Origin of the sequence: Sinorhizobium chiapasense (assembly GCF_036488675.1) — a bacterium.
Classification (GTDB): Bacteria; Pseudomonadota; Alphaproteobacteria; order Rhizobiales; family Rhizobiaceae; genus Sinorhizobium; species Sinorhizobium chiapasense.
Map to the genome: position 1 here is coordinate 441,945 of NZ_CP133152.1, position 18,864 is coordinate 460,808.

14 protein-coding genes are annotated in these 18,864 nt (G+C 55.6%); 6 read left to right on the forward strand and 8 right to left on the reverse strand.

What is annotated here, in order from left to right; genetic code table 11:
* Positions 1-78: 78 nt before the first annotated feature.
* From tnpC to RB548_RS26800, 6 genes are all read right to left on the reverse strand, one after another.
* Positions 79-1,677, reverse strand: a complete 1,599-nt coding sequence (gene tnpC, locus RB548_RS26775) for an IS66 family transposase (RefSeq protein WP_331371316.1) — start codon at positions 1,675-1,677, stop codon at positions 79-81.
* A 74-nt stretch (positions 1,678-1,751) separates the two neighbouring features.
* Complete coding sequence (gene tnpB / locus RB548_RS26780; RefSeq protein WP_158539472.1) at positions 1,752-2,069, reverse strand: IS66 family insertion sequence element accessory protein TnpB; 318 nt, start codon at positions 2,067-2,069, stop codon at positions 1,752-1,754.
* A gap of 23 nt (positions 2,070-2,092) precedes the next feature.
* The gene (locus RB548_RS26785; protein WP_040669324.1) at positions 2,093-2,416 is read right to left on the reverse strand and encodes a transposase; all 324 of its coding nucleotides are present in this window, start codon (positions 2,414-2,416) and stop codon (positions 2,093-2,095) included.
* A gap of 370 nt (positions 2,417-2,786) precedes the next feature.
* A complete protein-coding gene (locus tag RB548_RS26790) occupies positions 2,787-4,130 on the reverse strand; it encodes an RkpR, polysaccharide export protein (RefSeq protein WP_331376785.1) in 1,344 nt (447 codons plus the stop codon).
* Positions 4,131-4,790, reverse strand: coding sequence for an ABC transporter ATP-binding protein (locus tag RB548_RS26795; protein ID WP_331376786.1), 660 nt, complete (start codon positions 4,788-4,790; stop codon positions 4,131-4,133).
* Entirely contained in the window at positions 4,787-5,557 is a 771-nt protein-coding gene (locus RB548_RS26800) for an ABC transporter permease (RefSeq protein WP_331376787.1), read from the reverse strand. The genes RB548_RS26795 and RB548_RS26800 overlap by 4 nt, the downstream gene beginning before the upstream one ends.
* 179 nt (positions 5,558-5,736) lie before the next feature.
* Between RB548_RS26800 and RB548_RS26805 the strand changes: the two genes are divergently transcribed.
* A protein-coding gene (locus RB548_RS26805) for an IS630 family transposase (RefSeq protein ID WP_331372853.1) occupies positions 5,737-6,685 on the forward strand; the annotation gives its coding sequence in 2 pieces (ribosomal slippage) (positions 5,737-6,072 and positions 6,074-6,685; 948 coding nt in all).
* Between the two features lie 693 nt (positions 6,686-7,378).
* Here RB548_RS26805 and RB548_RS26810 read toward each other — a convergent pair.
* Positions 7,379-7,741: a hypothetical protein gene (locus tag RB548_RS26810; protein WP_331376788.1), complete on the reverse strand. Its 363-nt coding sequence runs from the start codon at positions 7,739-7,741 to the stop codon at positions 7,379-7,381.
* Positions 7,742-8,130: 389 nt separating this feature from the next.
* On the opposite strand from RB548_RS26810, the gene RB548_RS26815 reads away from it, so the two are divergent.
* The 5 genes from RB548_RS26815 (at position 8,131) to RB548_RS26835 (ending at position 17,389) form a co-directional block, all read left to right on the forward strand.
* The gene (locus tag RB548_RS26815; RefSeq protein WP_331376789.1) at positions 8,131-11,610 is read left to right on the forward strand and encodes a capsular polysaccharide export protein, LipB/KpsS family; all 3,480 of its coding nucleotides are present in this window, start codon (positions 8,131-8,133) and stop codon (positions 11,608-11,610) included.
* 253 nt (positions 11,611-11,863) lie between these two features.
* Positions 11,864-14,179: a hypothetical protein gene (locus tag RB548_RS26820; protein WP_331376790.1), complete on the forward strand. Its 2,316-nt coding sequence runs from the start codon at positions 11,864-11,866 to the stop codon at positions 14,177-14,179.
* Between the two features lie 15 nt (positions 14,180-14,194).
* Positions 14,195-14,926 (forward strand): AAC(3) family N-acetyltransferase, encoded by a 732-nt coding sequence (locus RB548_RS26825; protein ID WP_331376791.1) that lies wholly within the window; start codon positions 14,195-14,197, stop codon positions 14,924-14,926.
* The gene (locus tag RB548_RS26830) at positions 14,916-16,250 is read left to right on the forward strand and encodes a DUF4910 domain-containing protein (RefSeq protein ID WP_408642481.1); all 1,335 of its coding nucleotides are present in this window, start codon (positions 14,916-14,918) and stop codon (positions 16,248-16,250) included. The genes RB548_RS26825 and RB548_RS26830 overlap by 11 nt, the downstream gene beginning before the upstream one ends.
* 185 nt (positions 16,251-16,435) lie before the next feature.
* A complete protein-coding gene (locus RB548_RS26835) occupies positions 16,436-17,389 on the forward strand; it encodes an exo-alpha-sialidase (RefSeq protein WP_331376792.1) in 954 nt (317 codons plus the stop codon).
* Positions 17,390-17,460: 71 nt separating this feature from the next.
* Here RB548_RS26835 and RB548_RS26840 read toward each other — a convergent pair whose 3' ends face one another.
* Entirely contained in the window at positions 17,461-18,654 is a 1,194-nt protein-coding gene (locus tag RB548_RS26840) for a tetratricopeptide repeat protein (protein WP_331376793.1), read from the reverse strand.
* Positions 18,655-18,864: the final 210 nt, after the last annotated feature.

The following is an 18,864-nucleotide window of genomic DNA, read 5'->3' on the forward strand; positions in this document are numbered from 1 at the left end:
ACTCACGGGAACGCGCGATTTTGCTGGCGTCGATGCTCGCTAGCTCGCGGGCTTTTTGTAAGCGGTGACGTGAGGCCGTTACTTCTTGAAGTTCCAGGGCATCAGAGCGTCGAGATCGCTTGATGGCCAACCTGCGGCGATACGCTCAAGCGTCTGCGTCAGCCAGGCCAGCGGATCAACTTCGTTCATCTTGGCGGACTGGATGAGCGTAGAGAGTGTGGCCCAAGTCCTTCCGCCCCCTGCATTTCCGGCAAATAGGCTGTTCTTCCGAACAATTGCCTGGGGTCTGATTGCACGCTCAACAATGTTGGAGTCTATTTCGATGCGCCCGTCATGGAGGAACTGTTCGAAGGCTTCCCGTCGATGAAGGGCATAGCGAATGGCTTCGGCGAGCTTTGATTTTCCAGAGATGCGGGGCAGCGTGTCCTGCCAGAGTTTGTAGAGATCGGCAACGACTGCAGCGGAGGCCTCCTGGCGGGCGGCTGCGCGAACATCGGGGCTTTGTCCGCGCACCTTTTCCTCAATCGACCAAAGTGCGCCCATCTTTTCGATTGTCGCCGTTGCCACCTTGGAACTGTCGTTCGCGTGCAGTTCGTAAAACCGACGGCGACCATGCGCCCAGCATCCTGCCAATAGAGCGCCGTCGTTTCCGCGGTCGGGGCGGGCAACACGGTTATAGGCAGTGTATCCGTCGATTTGCAGGATACCGCGATAGCCTTCGAGATGCCGCGCGACACAATCGCCGGATCGACTGTCTTCAAAACGATAGGCCACCATCGGCGGACCACTGCCGCCGAACGGTCGATCGTCCCGCGCGTACGCCCATAAATACGCTGTCTTTGCCGACCCCGATCCGGGAACAAGTGTCGGTAATGTCGTCTCGTCGGCGAATATTCGTTCACCTCGTTTGATCTGGCTGAAGGTGTAGTCCGCGAGGATCTCGAGTTCGAACCCGAGCTTACCCATCCACCGCGCCATGATACCGCGCTCGACCTCGACATGGTCGCGCAGGAAGATCGCCTCCTGTCGATAGAGCGGCAACCCGTCGCCATATTTGGAGACCGCGATATAGGCGAGCAGCGCTTCCGTCGGAATGCCGCTTTCGACGATATGCGCCGGGGCTGAGGCCTGGATGACGCCGTCTTCGTTCTTGAAGGCATACTTCGGGCGATGGGTGACGATCACCCGGAACTTCGGCGGAATGACATCAAGCCGCTCGGAGGTATCTTCCCCGATCAGGACCTTCTGTTTGCCAGCGTGTTCGGGCAGTTCGTCCGGCTCGATGACTACATGGACCCGCTCCAGGTGCGGCGGGAAGCCCTTGCGCGGGCGCGGCGCACGCTTTGCAGCGCCTGGATTGCGGCCCTTGGAAACCAGCGCCTCAATCGCGGCAATGCCAATGTCGATTTCTTCGAAGACAAACGCGCCCTGTTCGTCCAGGTCTGCCTCGATGGACTTGCCCTGCTTTTCCGAACGGCGGCCATACCTGTATCGATTGAAAGCTTTGAGGATCAGCTTCAACTTGGCGATCTGTTCGTCCGCGTCCGTATTGCGGGCCTTCAGATCAGCGACTTCGTCTTCCAGAACATCGGCGCGCGCAGCCTTTGCTGCCATCGCCATGACCATGGCTTTCAGCGCATCAACGTCATCAGGAAGCTCGAGATCGGCTGGTTTCATGCCCTTATGTAGAGCATGTTTCGGCGAGATTTACCCTCAGTTTCAGCCGCCTGATTCACTCTGCCGCAGGGCTTTTACCCAACAAATTCCGGTCGTTTCACCGTAGCCGAGCGGACCCGTTTCCAGTCCATGCCGTCAACGAGTGCAAGCAGTTGCGCGTGATTGAGCTGCACGCGGGCCGGTCCGATCTTCGGCCAGACGAACTGATTTTTTTCGAGCCGCTTCGAATATAGGCAGACGCCTGAGCCATCCCACCAGGCGATCTTTATTCTGTCTGCTCTTTTGGCGCGGAAAACGTAGAGCGAGCCATTGAAGGGATCACTTCCAGCATCACGCACCAGCGCCAAAAGACTGTCTGGACCTTTGCGGAAGTCAACGGGATGACTGGCCAAGAACACCTTCGTACCAGCCGGTATCATGCAGAGCGTACCGCGCGGATCAGCCTGACGAGATGTGGCTCGTCGATCGCGACATTCACCCGGATCACAGCGTCGCCGATCATGATGTCCGCGGTGGAGCTTTCGCCCCGAGCCGTATCAACAACAGCCTCCGCTTTCAGTCGGGCATTGCGCCGCCACGTGAACAATTGCGATGGGTCGATCCCTATGCGCCTCGCTATCGCAGAAACGCTCGCACCTGGCTCCATGCTTTCGGCTACCGCCTGAGCCTTCAACTCATTTGACCAACGTCGAACCTCTCGCGGCGCGCCCTCCAGGCGACCCGCAACGGCTTCGATCATATGGAACGTTCTATGTTCGGACATAGGTTCAGACATAGCAATTCATACCAAGCTCATTCCCTGAGCTCACACGAATAAACCCGATCCACCGCTATCGCCAGACGGGGTCAATGCACCGCTTACGGCTTTTTTATGGCTCAGCCCCCGAACCGATGGAGAAGACGGCCGACATTGGAGCGGTGCGCGCTCTACGGCGCTTCTCCCGTCGTCAAACAAAGGGAATCACAGCTCCAATGATTTGAAAATCCTGAATCTCAAAACCGCGACGCGCTTTAGTACGGGCCGATCTGCGAGAAAACTGCACCATCAAAATCTGGACAACGTTCAAACATTGCGTGCCGGAACCGGTGAACGCGCCGGAGAAAGGTGCCTATGCTCGATCCCGAATATTGTAGTAGCTCATCACGCCAATCCCCCACGCGAATAACAGCCCAAGGGTTACCAGAAACACATTTAGCAGCCGGCTAGGATATTGCGCCATCTCAGAAAGAGTCGGTTCGATAAAGAGTGCCAAATAGCGCTGACGGTTGTTTGCCTCGAGGCGTGCTTTTTCGAGAGAAGTCAAAGCCGCCGTATAAGCGCGCTCCGCGAACTCGCGCTCGGTTTCCAGTTCCTCGAACTGCGCGATTCGCCCAGCGACGTCTTGGGCGCTCGTGTCTCGAGCGGTCGATACGCCCGCATTATCACCTGTGCCGAGACGCTGGCGTTCAACCGCGATCTGCTGCTCCAGGCTTTCGATACGCGTCTTAAGCACGCGGATGCGCGGAGTGTCGTCGCCCATCTGGCTCTTGGCAGTCGCGAGATCGGCGTTCAGTTGCGTCAACTGCTGCTCCAGAGAGCCGATCAACTGCAGCGCGATCTTGGCGCCTTCGACCGGGTCGACTTCCTGCGAGCGGTCGCGGTATTCACGCAGTCCGGCACGCGCTTTCGACAGCCGGGCCTCACCCGCGAGTACCTCGTCCTGAGCGGCCCGCAGCACGTCGTTACGCGCCGCGAGCGAAAGGCTATTCACTAGATTGTCGCTCTGGTCGACAATGAACTGCGCCATCTCCCGCGCCTGCTTCGGATCGAACGCCTTTACAGTCACTTGCATGATACCGGACGCGTGGTCGAAGCTCACCGTCACCATATTGCGCCAGTATTCAAGCTTGTCCTCGATCGGGATCTCGGAGCCGATGCCATAAAAATAATCCAGGCCGCGGGTGGCATACATGTATTCGAGCTTAAACTTGCGATCCGCTACCTCGACCATGCGTTCGCTCAGGATATAATCCATGAGGATATAGCTGTCGGAGATCGTGCTGCCAGCGGAAGCTTGGGTGAACATGCCCAAGATATCGGACGAAACACCGCCCTCGATGCTGCGCACGGCGAAGGACGTGGAACTGTGATATTGGTCTACGGCGATAAAGGCCATGTAAAGCGAAGCGAGTGTCGCAGGGATGGCAACCAGGCCGAGGAAAGAGGCGCCGATGATGGCGTGGCGCCGGCGCAGCTTGCTCAGCCAATGTGTCTTCCAGTCCGCGTTTTTCGCGGGTTCAATCTTGTCGGGTAGCTCCGGAAGCGGAATGACGGGCGCCCTGTGCTTGTCTAGGAGACCTTCGAGAACCGCGATACCCTTGCTTCTCGTAACGCCTTTGGCGGCTGGGGCATCCTTGTCGGCGGCCTGCGCGGAACCAGGCTTGTTGACTGCCGCGTCTTTGCTTGCCGCCATTTAGTTTTCCTTCATATTCTTGTCGTGCGCGCGGATCGCGTCCTCGACGTCTTCATAATAAGTCAGCACGCCTTTTTCCAGTACAACCCCGCAATCGCAATATGCGCGGATCGTTCCGGTGCTGTGCGAAACCATAATCACGTCGGAATCTTGTAACTTGGTTTCGAAGACAGCGTGGCACTTTTTCTTAAAATTTGTGTCACCAACGGCAGTGATTTCGTCGACGAGATAATAATCGAAGTTGACGCCCATACTCAAGCCGAAGGCAAGACGCGCCTTCATGCCGGAGGAGTAGGTGCCGACCGGTGCCTTGAAGAAGGGACCAAGTTCGGCGAAGCACTCCACATAGTCTATGAGCTGCTCGGTTTCGACACCATAGATGCGGGCGACGAATCGTACATTCTGCTCACCAGTCATCGACGGCTGAAAGCTGCCCTGGAAGCCGAGCGGCCATGATATCTTGCCCTGGCGAATGATCCGGCCCTTGTCGAGCTTGATCGCGCCAGCGATTAGCCGCAGCAGCGTCGACTTGCCGGCGCCGTTGCGACCGAGCAGACCGACGCTCTTTCCTCGGTTAAGTGTGAGGGAGGCGTCTTCGATGATCGGCTTCTTGATGCCCTTGGTGCGGGCATATTTGGTCGCCTGTTCGAATCGGATCATTCGTTTCTCAGCGTCTTTGACGAAAGGGTGAACACAAGCATTCCGGCAAACAATGTCAGAAGTGCGAATACATAGAGATATTCCATATCGAGACCGGCTGCCCGGTATTCCGGATAGAAGCCCTGACGGAAACCCATTATGACGTGAACTAAAGGATTGAGCAGCACAAGATCATGATAGGGCGCCGGGATCGAATCAGGCAGGAAGATCACACCAGATATGAGGAAGAGTGGTCGGTTAACGATGTTGAACACCTGCTCGTAGAGCGGATATTTCAGAAACAACACGCTGTTGACCATCGCCACTCCGAGACCACAAAGACAAGCCATCGCTACCGCTTCAAGGATCGCCGGCCAATGCAGGCTAGTCTCGACACGCATGGTCGCAACGACCGTGCCGAGGACGACGAACGCGACGAGCGTCGTCGTCCCCAGCTGCAGGATGAAGCGTGCGACGACTGTGTCGATGGGCGCGACTCTGGGGTAGCTCAGCAGCGATCTGTTGGCCCTTACGGCGCTATTGAGATAGCTGGTCATCGCTTGGTAGAACTGGAAGGCGATGTAGCCCGTTGCGAAAAACAGGGCAAAGCTAGTGCCGAGTGCCGGCGCGCGAGCGATAGCACGGAAGATTAGGGTCATCAGCAAGATGTGCGCTGCGGGATCGAGCAACGCCCAGACATAGCCGCCGGGCTTCGAGCCGAAGCGCGTCGACATCTCGCGCACCAAGAGGGCGCCTACGACACGAACGTGAGTGTAGAGATGGCTCACGCCAATCACCCGAGTGGAAGAGACGGTTTCAATTTTACGCAACGTAGGACGAGATCTCTGGTTGAGCAAGCTGAACGGTTTGTGCGTTAGAGCGTTTCATTGCTTAAGTGAATCGGATGGGATTCCCGGCAAGTCGGTTTTGTGATTCAAGATGCTGGCTGGGCGGAGGCCAGCATCTGATGACACGAGCCCTTTCGAATGATCTTCGCGAGCGTGTTGTTGCGGCAGTTCTGGCAGGCGAGAACTGCCGTTCGGTTGCGTCGCGATTTGGCGTATCGGTCTCATCCGTGGTGAAGTGGTCGCGGCGCTATCGGGCGACCGGTTCTGTCGCACCGGGCAAGATGGGCGGCCATCGCAAGCGCATTCTGGAGCCACATCGCGCGTTCATCACCGAGCGGCTCACCCAGAACCCGCAGCTGACCCTGCATGGGCTGAAGGCTGAACTGGCGCGGCGCGGTGTGGCTGTTTCGCACAATGCGGTGTGGCAGTTCATCCGGCGCGAAGGGCTGCGCTTCAAAAAAAACGCTGTTCGCCCTTGAGCAGGCCCGCGCCGACATTGCCCGCCGACGTCAGCGCTGGAAGGCATGGCAGGCTGGTCTCGATCCCAGACGGCTGGTGTTCATCGACGAGACCTGGATCAAGACCAACATGACGCCGCTGCGCGGCTGGGGTCCGAAGGGCAAACGCTTGCGCGCCTTTGCCCCGCATGGTCACTGGCGCACGCTGACATTCCTGGGCGCACTGCGTTGCGACCAGCTCACCGCACCCTGCGTCTTCGACGGGCCGATCAATGGCCAATGCTTCCGCGCCTATGTCGAGCAACAACTCGTGCCCATCCTCAAGCCTGGCGACATTGTCATCATGGACAATCTCGGCAGCCACAAATCTGCCGCCGTCCGTCAGATCGTCACAGCGGCCGGCGCAAGGCTTTGGTTCCTGCCGCCCTATTCCCCCGACCTCAATCCGATCGAACAGGCCTTCGCCAAGATCAAGCACTGGATGCGCCATGCACAAAAGCGAACAATCGAGGACACCTGGCGACACATTGGCTCTCTCGTCACGACAATCCAACCCGGCGAATGCAGCAACTACTTCGCAAACGCCGGCTACGCTTCCGTCAAAACATGAAACGCTCTAGCGTAACGAGCATAGGTCACCTTCCTGCTTGTGCTAACATCGGCAGGCCTGCCGATGTTAGGGTGAGGCTTGCCAGGCAAGCACATGCGGAGATGCAATATGAAGCGACGCTGCCGAGGCCGGATACACCAACGGCGGCGCTGCCTATCACCATCCGGTTAGCAGGGACAAGGAATTCCGGATCGGCTACTTGCGGCCGGGGTTGAGCTTCGGCACGATCGAGGCGATCTATCGCGCCCGTAGCCGCGGATCGCCGGGCCAGGGAAGTTGTCCACGGCATAGCCTCAAGCGGATCTTTGTTTCTGTCGACCCTATCTGCCGAGAGCCGGAAATTTTCACATGATTCCGTCGACAATGAGTCCATCGCCTGGGATTAAGGTTAGCGCCGAGCGCGCCGGTCAATGATACTCGTCGCTCGTGCGAGTTTCTTATGCAACAGCTCAAAGCTTCGCGCAGACTCTAGCGTTTTATCACTGTGTTCCACAGACATTGGTGCGGATCATACATAGAAATCCACCGCGAAACGCAATCTGCCCAGCAGCATGAACCAATCGGCATCCTTTGCCGTTGTCCGGCGACAGGGCGCGGGCCCCCTCGGGTCCATATCTCAGTAGCCGCTGAAAAGCGTCGAGGCGATCCTTGACGAGGCGGAGCGCAGCTAGGTAGTGATCGAAACCTCTTAGGCTAGGGTTCTTGATTGATTTTAAGGCAGTGCAACGCCGCGAGACACAGCGCAATTTGCGGGTTGCATGCCTGAAAGTAAGGCCCATCGTCGATTCTGGCGGTGCCTAGACCATCGCTCCAGGAGCACCCGCCAACGTTGTTCGGTGCGATCTGCTCTGCCAGTTCAACGGCATGTTTGAGGTTGCTGGTATAGAAAGGCATTTTGCCGGCGTCGTCTGAGTTCGGAACGATCCAGACTGCCACGTCCTTCATCTGCCCTGTGGTGTCGGGTATCTTCTTGACTGATTTCCGCCATCCAATGGCGGTGCCGATGGCAACATCCAAACTTCTGGCCGGGTTTGTTGCCGTCTGAAGCAATTGCATAGTTCGCTCTAAAGACATGGGTGTGGATGATACACGCGCCTTTTTGGGAGTCCATCGCGGAAACGCCGCCCTGCCGTGGAGCGGGGACTTTATTACCTATAAGGCAGACACCTCCGTCAACAGCAAGGTAAGCAATATTCGGGAGGCCGTCTCCCTCGAAGTCATGTTCGGGATGAGGGCGGCTATTCCAATATGCAGGGGATTGAACTCGTCCAATGCAGACCAATTCTCTTCGGGGTTCATCACCGGAAGGGTGTTGCCACGCGTGCAAACGCATCGGCGTGATCCTGGCGGTAGTGGTGTGAGGATCGGCCTATCTAGCGTTTGACATCGATAGTTATCCTTGGTTTAAGCCAGCCCTCTGGAACATGATGTGATCGGGGGGCGGCGTGCATAAGGCCTTTTCACAAGTCAAAGTCCTTGCCAAGGGCCTGTACAAATCACTGAAAAATCATTCCGCGAAGCGATTTTATAGAACGAGGCAGTTCGCCTACTCTTATCATATTATTTCGCATGACAAAATTTCCTGCGAAAGCGAAGGGCTAAAAAAGACAACGTTGGTTGGTGAAAACTGGCGTGCGAGTCGAGCAGATGGTGTTCAGCCAATCATGCTGATGATGGGCTTTAATTCGTGGAAATTGGGTTTTGTAAGCGCGTACCTACTCGACTATCGCACCGCTTTCCTGCCGAGGAAAATGCCTGCCCTCATGGCCGCGAGAGTTCTATGGAAATGTCGGGAACTATCGCAAGACCTGATGATCTGGGGCTACAACGAAGCACATCCGCTAATAACCCGCCTGGCGAAAAAATGGGGATATACGATTCATAGAATGGAGGATGGATTTGTGCGCTCTGTCGAGCTTGGCGCTAACCACTCCACGCCTTATTCGCTTGTAACGGACAAGAAGGGACTTTATTTTAACCCGCTTGAGCCATCCGAACTTGAAGATATCCTAAATACGGATTTGCGTCTCCAAGACCAACAATTCCTCGCGACGGCTGAAAAGCACCTGAATTTCATCATTCACAACAGCATTACAAAATATAATGGCCAGCGAGGGGCGGGTGAGGAGTTCGCACCGGTCCGGCAGAGGCCCGCAGTTCTCGTGATCGGTCAGGTTCCAGGCGATGCGTCGCTGAAGTTTGGTAATCCGGACCGCTGGACAATTCACACTCTGATCTCGCTTGCTCGCAACGAGAACCCGGGATGCGAGGTGATTTACCGTCCCCATCCTGACGTCTATAACAAGCCTGCCCGCTATAAGGAAAATCACGAAGCGATCGCAAAGCTTGCAACGATCGTGCCGCCGTCCGTCGGGCTTCTTGATCTTATGGCCTCGATGAGGCGTGTGTATACCATTTCGTCTCTCGTCGGGATGGAGGCGGTCATGCGGAATATACCCGTTACGACAGTCGGGCTGCCATTCTATGCAGGCTGGGGAGTAACTGATGACAGGTGTTCCATTCAGATGGGGAAAGCGACCTTCAGTCGTCGCACTGCCAAACTGAGCGCTTTGCAATTGTTTGCCGGCGCTTATTTGCTCTACGCCAAATATCTCGCCAGCCAGGATAGTGATGAAGGACTAACGGCGGCGTGCATGAAAATCATTGGCGAACGCCAATTGAAACGACCGCCAGTGAAACTCCCAGTTGCTCAAGCGAAAAGAAAAGAATTGCTGGAGAACATCGCTAGATCAGATGACTGGGCAATGGCATTCAGTCAAGCCGTACTCGCGAGGCTCGATGCCCGCGATCTGACAGTCTTTGTTCGAAGTTTGGATCTCTCTAAAATTTTTGTCGACCAGTCCGCTCACACGTTTCAAGTGGCGTTTATATGCAGAATTGTCGGCCTATTATCCTCTTGGAGTGACATCGAGGAATTTCTTGGAAGAGCCCGGCTTGCTGCGTCGGGTGACGTTTTCTCATCGATCCTCGACCTGCCTTGGGGCAAAGAAAACGCCGAGAGGTTAGTTCGCAGCGAGACGTCTCGCAAGGAGACGGGCACGGCGACGCAGCGATGGGTGGGGAGGCTGGCGGCCGAGACGCAGAACGAGGTGGGGAAAGTTTCAGAAGAGCAGGCGAATTCAACCCTATCCTCGGTGCAGTCTTCGTTTCGTACGCGTCAACTTAATGAGGTTCTTTCTGGGTGTTTTGAACTCTTGCTCAGCAACAGGCATACTGAGGAAGCCATGCAGTTGCTGATCGAGGCGTCAAGCTTCAAGCTTGAATTTTCTTCAGCTGCAATGCTCGCAGAGTTCGACTTCCGAACCGGAGATCTAAAATATAGAAGCCGAAACTTAGCGAGAATGATTACAGCCTTGCGCTATGTTTACCCGTTCAATGCTGAGAAATTTCTCTGGGCAGTAACTGCAAGAGCCGTCGTTTCTCCAGAAAGTATCTGGGAGACGATGGAGATTGCAGAGCGCATGAAGGCCGAATGCGATGTCGACAGCTTCGAAAATATCTTTCTCGCAATGATGCTGCTCGACAACGACATAACCCTTGGAAAGGCTAAGGGTTGGATTTCACTCGAGCGACCAGAGAAGGCACTTCCAATTCTGATCGATCTGCATACGGCCAGAGGAGAAACCGTACCCCTGCTTGTCGCGTTGAGCCAAGCTTACTCGTACTCAGGCGACTTCCTAAAGGCCCGCGAGATTTGTCTTCAGGGGCTCTCACGCTATGGTCATGTAAACCTCTTTAAGGAAGCCATGAGGGTCGCGATCACTTCGGGTGATATAGCTTGGGGAGAGGATTTGCTTGAAAGCGCTAAGGACCGGGGCGTAGCGGTTGGCGAGATATCCAGGAGGAAGATTTTCTACGGTGCAAGACGGATCCAAGAGGCCCTTCACTGCGCGAGAGAGATATCGCTGCATAAGGAAATCAATACGTATTATCCCGATCACTACATCGATCCTGATATGGCGGACGGCGATTTCCGCTCGGAAGACGTTTTTTTTCTAAACGTTTTCGGTCCCGGTGATGAGATACGGTATGCGCAGATATACGCAGATATTGCGGAAGACCCAGATTTCGGGCGCTATTCGATCGCGTGTGATCCGAGGCTGGAACAAATTTTGCAGCGATCGTTTCCGGGGGTGCATTTTGTTCCGGTCAATCGTGTTGCCCAGCGAAGTGCCGTTCGCGAGATCAGCCGATATTCGCGATTACCCTCTTTTGAGTTGTGCGAGATACTCGACAACAATGGTCATAGTCACCTGCTAAATTCGGATCGCGCCCTTCTAATTGTTGATTTATTGGCGAAGTACCGTCGGTCCTACGCGGATTTTCGCGGAGATAGTTTTTTGAGGGTGGACCGAACGAAATCTGAAAAGTTCCGGTGCAGGTTGCCGCAGGATCGTTTGCTGGTCGGCATAAGTTGGCGCAGCAGCATCTCGAAATTTTCCAGAAACCTCCATTACCTTCGGGTGGAGGAACTCGCCTCCGTTTTTGGAATTGATGGCGTGCAGTTCGTCAATCTTCAATACGACGAATGCAGGGAAGAACTTGCGTGGATCGAGGCTAGATTCCCGGGGAAGATAGTTGATTTTGCTGACCTTGACCAATTCAACGATTTCGACAGCGTGGCATCGCTCATGTCGGAACTGGATTTGGTCATCGCTCCGGCTACCACGGTCGCAGAGTTAGCCGGCGCCTGCGGTGTCAAGACTTGGCTCCTGTCAAATACGGTTGAACTTGATGGGCGAAAAGTTGATGAGGACAGCCTTGTCGACGTTTGGCACAGCAACATGACCCACGTCGAAGGTGCTATACGGGGCGATAAAATGTCCTTGGTCGCATCGCTTCACGATGCGCTCGTGGATTTCGTTAAAACACATCGAACTGCTCGCATAGGTGAAATGCGGTAAAACTTGGTGTGGCGTTGGTGCAGGGGATTATTGATGATCGACACTCGCAGGTACTTAGGATTAACAGTCAGTACGTTTCCGCGATAGCGGGGTCAACCGCGCGCCTTGTCGTTCGCGTAGAGTGGCTTGCTGTGCGAGAACCAACTCACGGCAACCTGCCAAATCCAGGCCATGTTGATCTCCTTTCCGTGTTTGCTCTCATCTCCCTATCGTGTATTGGTGCCCCTGCCTATCCGAAACAGAGTTGTTGAGAATGTTCCGAACGGTTCTGGCGAGCATCGCTAGCGTCTTCCACGGCAAGCGCAAGAGAGCTGCCGGCAAGAAGCCTAAAAGGCCGAATACGAAGCCTGACTACGATTCATACCTTAAAGTTGCAATTCTGGCATCCGTTGCGAGCAAGGCGCACCCTAAGTCGGTGGGGGCAGTGGCAGATATATACGCGGCTCTCGGGTTGCCATTCAAGTCGATCGAGTGTTTGGAACAAATACCTGTCGAGTCGAGGCCAGCGGATATTTGGCTCCGGCTTGCCGTTGCGTTCTCCAAGGCGGGTGACAGTGAGAGGTGCGAGCAAAGCATCGGCAAGATTGACGCCAGCCGCTTAACCGGGGGGCAGGCTATCAAGTTTCATGTGCTGCAGTGCCAACTACTTGCGGACCGCGGCGACTTTGATGGAATACTGTCTTACCTTGGCGCATTCGAGCGTGCACTACCATTCGAATTGGAGCAACAGCGGTTGGAGGCCATTGCCTCCCTGGGCCAGCTTGACGAGGCCTCGGCAGGTTATAGATCTCTTATAGAGAAACGCGGAATCAAGCTTGGCTTCGTCAAGGCTGCGATCAATCATTTCCATCGCATCAACGATCATAAGACGGCGCTCGCGATGACGATGGAAGCCCAGCTTCGGTGGCCGAAAGATCTGAGCTTACAGGCCACGCTCTGCCGAATATATTGGTCGATGGGCAATTCGACGGACTTCGTTGATTCGGTCAAGAAAGCTCTTTGCTTTAGGTCCATGGTCTCTGGACCCGTGATGAACCATGCTCTTAAGGCGAGGAAGCTGGACCCTTCTGTCGATGATTTCATCAACGCAGCGATTGAGCGGGTAGAGGTTGCGACAAAGAATAGAACCGCCTTCTGGTCTCTCGATTATGCTCATACCGTCCTTCTCGCAGGACGCCGCGATCTCGCGGAGGACATCGCGATACGATATATCCAGGGGGGCGGAATTGCGCCACTTGCGCGGTATGTTCTTGCCCTCTGTAACCTAGCAGACGGGGAATTCCGCGCCGCTTTGACTGAACTGAAGGAGGTGTTGCAGGTTGCGCCATACTTGGACGCAGCCTATCACCAACTCTACACGGCAGCCGCAGCAAGCGAAGATATTGTGAGTGAGATTGCTGATGTCATACGATCAAGGCGCGGTAACGTCCCTCGCTTCCGGCAAGTTGACTCCCATGGTCGCACGCTACATCAGAACCCCGACCTTATCGCTCTACACTACATCAACGGCGAATTCGAAAGCGGGCTTCGAGAAAAAGTAAATCGTCGCGCTCTCAACTCGTTGACCTATCTTAGCCCGAGAAACCGTCCACCAGGTTTGGATTTCGATCTTTCTTGGGGCGGGGAGTCGCTGTTTCTAATCGCCGACGATGGGGTTAGCGACGAAGTTCGCTGGGCGCAGCATCTAAATCGGTTCGCCCCGCGCTTTGGCCGCGTGGAGGCGACATGTGAGCCTCGTCTACTAGGCATCATGCAACGGAGTTTCCCGGATATCAAATTTCATGCGGTCAACCGAATTTGGGGAGAGTCGCCAAAGCGGTTCACCGATCTACGGGAGGATGTCCCAAGCTGGGAACTCGCGCATTATCTCGACGGGAAAGCACTGTGTACCCTGAAGGAGTTCGAGAAGGTCGTTTTTACCAACGAAATGGTTCTTGCGACGGTGAAGGAGCGCGGAACCTTAATCCCTGACCAAACGCCCGGTGGATACCTTCTGCCTGATCCCAGCCTTAGACATTCTTGGGGAGAGGAGATATCCAGAAAAGCTTGCGGCCGAAAACGGATTGGCGTCCTGTGGCGCAGCAGCGTGGTGGATCGCAAACGAGGACGTTTCTATTTCCAGCTTGAGTCGCTCCGACCTCTGATGGAAATGGCGGGTTGCGAGCTGTATTCGCTACAGCACGCCGCAAAGCCTGAAGAGATTGAGTGGTGCCTCGCGAACGGTATCAACATTTTGGATGTCGATCTTTTTGAGGACTTCGAAGGGATAGCCGCCATAGCATCTGAGATGGATGTCGTGGTGGGGCCAAGCACGCTTCCGTTGGAAATGGCGGCAGCGGTCGGGACACCAGCCATCATTCCTGGCGTAAATTTCGAAACAGTGGGGATTCGGCTGCACAAGGGAGCTGGGGCTGCCTGCCGTCACACAAAAAACTCCTTCGTTGCCTGTGATCCGCAAGGCTATTCAGATCCCGACGCAGACCAGGTCGACCGCCTGAACCGTGTCATGCTGCGTATCGCAGATGAGATAAGAACGGCTCGCTATGGGTCCGGGCTCAGTGGCTACTAAATAGGCGCGGGAGATATGGATTTTTCTAACATTCGACGCGGTTCAACTGTACTGCTTCACAGTTCTTTTTCAAGAATTCATCGCGAGCATCGCTGGCGGCCGGAGCAATTCATCGAGAAGCTCTTTGAAAGACTCGGTGGCGAGGGAACCTTATTGCTGCCGCTATTCAACTTCGACTTTCCAAAGGGAGTGGCTTTCGATATCCGAACCACTCCTAGCCAAATGGGGGCACTTACAGAGGCGGGGAGACTTTGGCCAGGGGCGGTGCGCACCGGCCATCCAATCTATTCGTTTGCAGTCATCGGCGCCAAGGCCGATCTATTTAGCGGGGTCGATAACCAATCGGGCTACGGAGATGACTCCCCATTCGCACTGCTGCGGCAGATGGACGGCGATATCGCCGTCCTAGATCTTCCAGATCTGCATTCGATGACGTTCTACCATCACGTCGAGGAAATGCTCGAGGTCGATTATCGCTTTCACAAGGAGTTCACTGGCGCCTACACAGGGTGGGATGGCGTGCAGAGGGAGAAGACGTACTCGATTTTCGTCCGCGATTTGGGCCGCGGAGTTCTCACAAGCGTCGATCGAATGGGTGAATTGCTGTGGGACAAAGGACTGTACCGCGGCGATCGACCGAAACAAGCGTCTGGTCTGCGGGTAGTCTCAGCCGCCGCTCTCTATGACGAGGTCGCCTCCGTTATCCGGGACGGGAAAGCGAGGGAATACCTATACGATGTTGAGTGATTTCAAGGCTCCGGGTAATGCGTCTGTTGGCGAATGGTGTTTTTCTCTCGCTGAAGAATTGTGGCCCATAAACCGATCTCTGACCGGCGAAGGCGTTAGAACGACCTTGGCCCGCATCAAGGACGAATTGCCGGCCCTCGCTGTGCACGAGGTGCCTTCCGGCACGGCGGCTTTCGATTGGGTGGTGCCGGATGAATGGACTGTTCGCGGAGCGTTCATTGAGGATGAAACCGGCAATCGCGTAGTCGACTTCCAGGACAACAACCTTCACTTGCTGGGATATTCCGAGCCGGTCGACAAGTGGCTCGACTTGGAAGAATTGCAATCCCACCTGTATTCGCAACCTGATCAGCCCGAGGCGATCCCCTATGTGACGTCGTATTATAAGCGCCGATGGGGATTTTGCCTTTCGGAGCAGCAACGGCACAGCTTGCCGCCTGGAAGGTACCGCGCATTTATCGACGCTGATTTGAAGCCGGGCGTGCTGAACTATGGCGAACTGTTGATACCGGGAGAAACTGGGAAACAGATATTCCTCTCAACTTACGTCTGCCACCCGTCTATGGCAAACAACGAATTGTCAGGCCCGGTGGTCACAACAGCGATCGCCAAGTGGCTGCTAGCCCAGCCAGCCTTGCGGTACAGCTATCGGATCGTGTTCATTCCCGAGACGATCGGCTCTATTGTCTATCTGAGCCGCAATTTAGATGAGCTTCGGAGCCGGGTGTTTGCAGGCTTTAATGTCTCCTGCATTGGCGATGACCGCTGCTATTCGTTTCTGCCGTCTCGGGCGGGGAATACGCCTGCGGATGTCGTGGCGCAGCATGTGTTGAAGCACATCGATCCCGATTACAAACGCTACACCTGGCTGGATCGTGGAAGTGACGAAAGACAGTACTGCGCGCCTGGGGCGGATCTGCCAGTGGCAACGATCATGCGTTCCAAATATGGCCAGTATCCAGAGTACCATACGTCATTGGACCGCCTAGGCACCGTTGTTACTGCTCAAGGCTTGGCGGGCGGATTTGGGGCTCTGCGGGCGGCTCTGAGCGTTCTTGAGAACGATTTCGTCCCTCTCGTGACAACTACAGGAGAGCCGCAGCTTGGAAAGCGCGGACTGTACCCGGACCTTTCGCAAAAAGGTTCCGGTAATAGCGTCCGCGACATGATGAACATGATCTCGTATTGCGATGGGACGCGTACCTTGTTCCAAATAGCGGAAACCATTGATGTTTCCTTTGGCCGTCTCCTCGAGTTGGCGGCGCCACTCCTTCAGGAAGGTCTTTTGATCTCGGCTGTCGGCGAGACCGCAGAAAGGTTGTGAACACTCGAATGGACATCTACTGCGACGCAGAATTTCCTTTGAATTGGTCGGAGCGCTCCAAGCCTTCATCTGACGTGCCGGCCAACGCGATCCTTGTCAGGGGCCTCACGGAGAATGGCGGGGCGCCAGTCTACCATCGGCATTTCGGCGGCATAGCGCGTCTTAGTAATGGACGGATATTAGTTATGTATCGTCGAGCCTCAGGGCACGTAGTCTCTTTCCCGGGGGAGATTTGCGCTCTGTTTGTTGAGCCCGATTACGCGTCGAGATCCGATGAGTTTGTGGTAGTCGAACACACAGATGGGATCGATCATAGAGACCCGAACCTCTGTGTCACCCCGACAGGTAGGATTGTCTGCACTTATACAGACGCGGATAGTGCGGGCGGAACCCTTGCCGAGTTGAAGGCGATATATTCAGACGATGGGGGGAGCACATGGTCTGCCCCCGTAACGTTCTCATCGAAGTTCGATGCTCGAATGTATGGAGCGATCAAGTGCGTAAAGCACGCCGCCGGGTGTCGTTTGATCTCGTCGGCATACTACTTCGACACGGATGACGGGACGAAGAAGCGCGTTGGGTACTTTTATTCAGACGACGATGGTCTGTCTTGGGTGGAAGGGACGCCTGTCTGGACCGGTACAGATGCCAGCGAGCTTTCGGAGATGGAGATCGCGTGGCTCAGCGCGGACATCGGTTTTGCTGCGATCCGGAATTCTGGCGTCGGTCTTCACTGGTCCGTCACTGCGGATGGAGGAGACAATTGGTCGGCGCCGGTTCGAGCCTCGTGGAGCAGGCCTGCTGACGTGGCGCCGTCACTGGATGTGATATGGTCCAAAGGAGAACCGCACCTTTTGCTTGGTTATTGTGATCGTCAGGCAGATCAGACGATCTGGCGATGGGCAAAAGCGACAAGCCTATCCACGAGTGCAGACCCGATGGAAGCCAACGCGGCAGTTGCGTCGCCATCGGACATGGTGGGTGCATCAGGTTACCAACGGACTGTAATGTACCCAGACGGGAATATGCTGTTCGTAGAGTTCAAGGAATACGAATCCGTCGGGGGCATCAGCGCACAAATGGGAACAGACGTTCGTTTAGTGCTGGCGAACCCTGGCGGCTGGATCTCTGGAACCTGATCCTCGCCATCGCCGCTCCGGGGCTGCGGTCGTCAATAATACGCGACGGACTAGCGGCACACGTATCGCGCTCATGCTGTGGCATCGGCCCTGTCTTGGTGATTTCTGACCAGCTTCAACAGCCGCTGAACCCAATTTCCTGTCTTGGGTGCGGCGCCTACCTCTTCTGGCTGTGGTTGCGGCGGATCCAGCTTGGCGACAGCTTTAACGAACAAATCGTTCTCGCGGTGTTCGTCGCATATCAACTGGAAAGCCTGTCGAGCTTCGTCATTCCGGCCAAGGCTTTCCAGCGCCAGCCCTTTCGCCCACAGAGCCATCTGCCGGTGCTCTCTGCTCGGAAGAAGTCCGTCTGCCAGGGAAACCGCCCGATCATGTTGCTTCGTCGCTTGGGCGCATTTGAGGAGCAGAGCCCTTGCCTCGATGTTGGCGGATACGCTCGGATGGGCGTCTTCCAAAAGAAAGGCCGCCTCCTTTGGCAATCTTCTCGCGACCAAGTCTTCGGCAATGCGCAGAACCATCCGGCCATAGCCGGCCTTTCTGACATGAAACCGGACGTACTCTAAGAGGACGGTGAAATCATAGTCCCTGCCGTAGAACAGCGGAACGAGCTGGTCGATTTGTGGATGCTGTAACATGTCGAGAATGGCCGATCGCCCCTCGACGAGCTCGGCAATGATACGATCCAGCAGACCGAGGTTGCTAAGTTCGGCACTGGTCCCATGCGCCATCCTGGGGATGATGAAACAGTTGCTGTGGTCGTCGTTGAAAAAGTTTATCGAGCAAGCGAGATCGGATGGGGAAAGACCGCCGGCAACGGTGACGTACCGGCATTCTCCTCCTGCCTTGATCGTAGGCAGGGGCGTTCGTTTGGTGAGGTCCGCAGCAGAGAAGCCACCGAAGCAGTTGAGTGAAAGTTCGGGCCCAAACAGAATGGCGGTATTTGCTCCTATCATCGGCGCATAGTACGAGGCACCCCACGCACCCATAGAACTACCTATTGTGGTGATCCGCTTCGCCTTTGACTGATCGATCCGCTCTCGTAACTCGCCTACGGTTCCATCGATGCCGTCGCGCCCCGGCAGCCCGTCAAGATACCAGTTCGGCTTGATCGAGTTTACGTAGATGTTCGAGGATCCGGGAGGAGTGGGGAATCTGTTGAACTGTCCCGCCGCCCCGTTTCGGGCGGTGAAGTGGATGCAAAGATCGGTTGCGCCTGGATTGATTTCAGCGCTGAGTGCTGCCCGAGCTCGGTCTTGTTCCGTCATTCTGATTTCTCATGAGGGCATCTAGAGCAGCAAGACAGAGTGCGATCGCTGGAGTTGCGGCCTGAAAAGACGGGCCGTCGTTTATCTTGGCGAAACCGGTTCCACCTTCCCACGAGACACCCTTGCGACCTGGTGCGACAAAATCAGCCAAATCCATGGCGTGCTGTATATCGTCGGTATAGAAAGGAACCCTATCCGCCTCCTGATGGG

What these genes read in the sequence shown, in the direction of transcription:
- RB548_RS26825 (WP_331376791.1), top strand. Translation starts at nt 14,195, where the DNA reads ATGGATTTTTCTAACATTCGACGCGGTTCAACTGTACTGCTTCACAGT.
- RB548_RS26810 (WP_331376788.1), bottom strand. Translation starts at nt 7,741, where the DNA reads ATGCAATTGCTTCAGACGGCAACAAACCCGGCCAGAAGTTTGGATGTT.
- RB548_RS26790 (WP_331376785.1), bottom strand. Translation starts at nt 4,130, where the DNA reads ATGGCGGCAAGCAAAGACGCGGCAGTCAACAAGCCTGGTTCCGCGCAG.
- tnpC (WP_331371316.1), bottom strand. Translation starts at nt 1,677, where the DNA reads ATGAAACCAGCCGATCTCGAGCTTCCTGATGACGTTGATGCGCTGAAA.
- RB548_RS26820 (WP_331376790.1), top strand. Translation starts at nt 11,864, where the DNA reads ATGTTCCGAACGGTTCTGGCGAGCATCGCTAGCGTCTTCCACGGCAAG.
- RB548_RS26785 (WP_040669324.1), bottom strand. Translation starts at nt 2,416, where the DNA reads ATGATCGAAGCCGTTGCGGGTCGCCTGGAGGGCGCGCCGCGAGAGGTT.
- RB548_RS26835 (WP_331376792.1), top strand. Translation starts at nt 16,436, where the DNA reads ATGTATCGTCGAGCCTCAGGGCACGTAGTCTCTTTCCCGGGGGAGATT.
- RB548_RS26795 (WP_331376786.1), bottom strand. Translation starts at nt 4,790, where the DNA reads ATGATCCGATTCGAACAGGCGACCAAATATGCCCGCACCAAGGGCATC.
- RB548_RS26840 (WP_331376793.1), bottom strand. Translation starts at nt 18,654, where the DNA reads ATGACGGAACAAGACCGAGCTCGGGCAGCACTCAGCGCTGAAATCAAT.
- RB548_RS26830 (WP_408642481.1), top strand. Translation starts at nt 14,916, where the DNA reads ATGTTGAGTGATTTCAAGGCTCCGGGTAATGCGTCTGTTGGCGAATGG.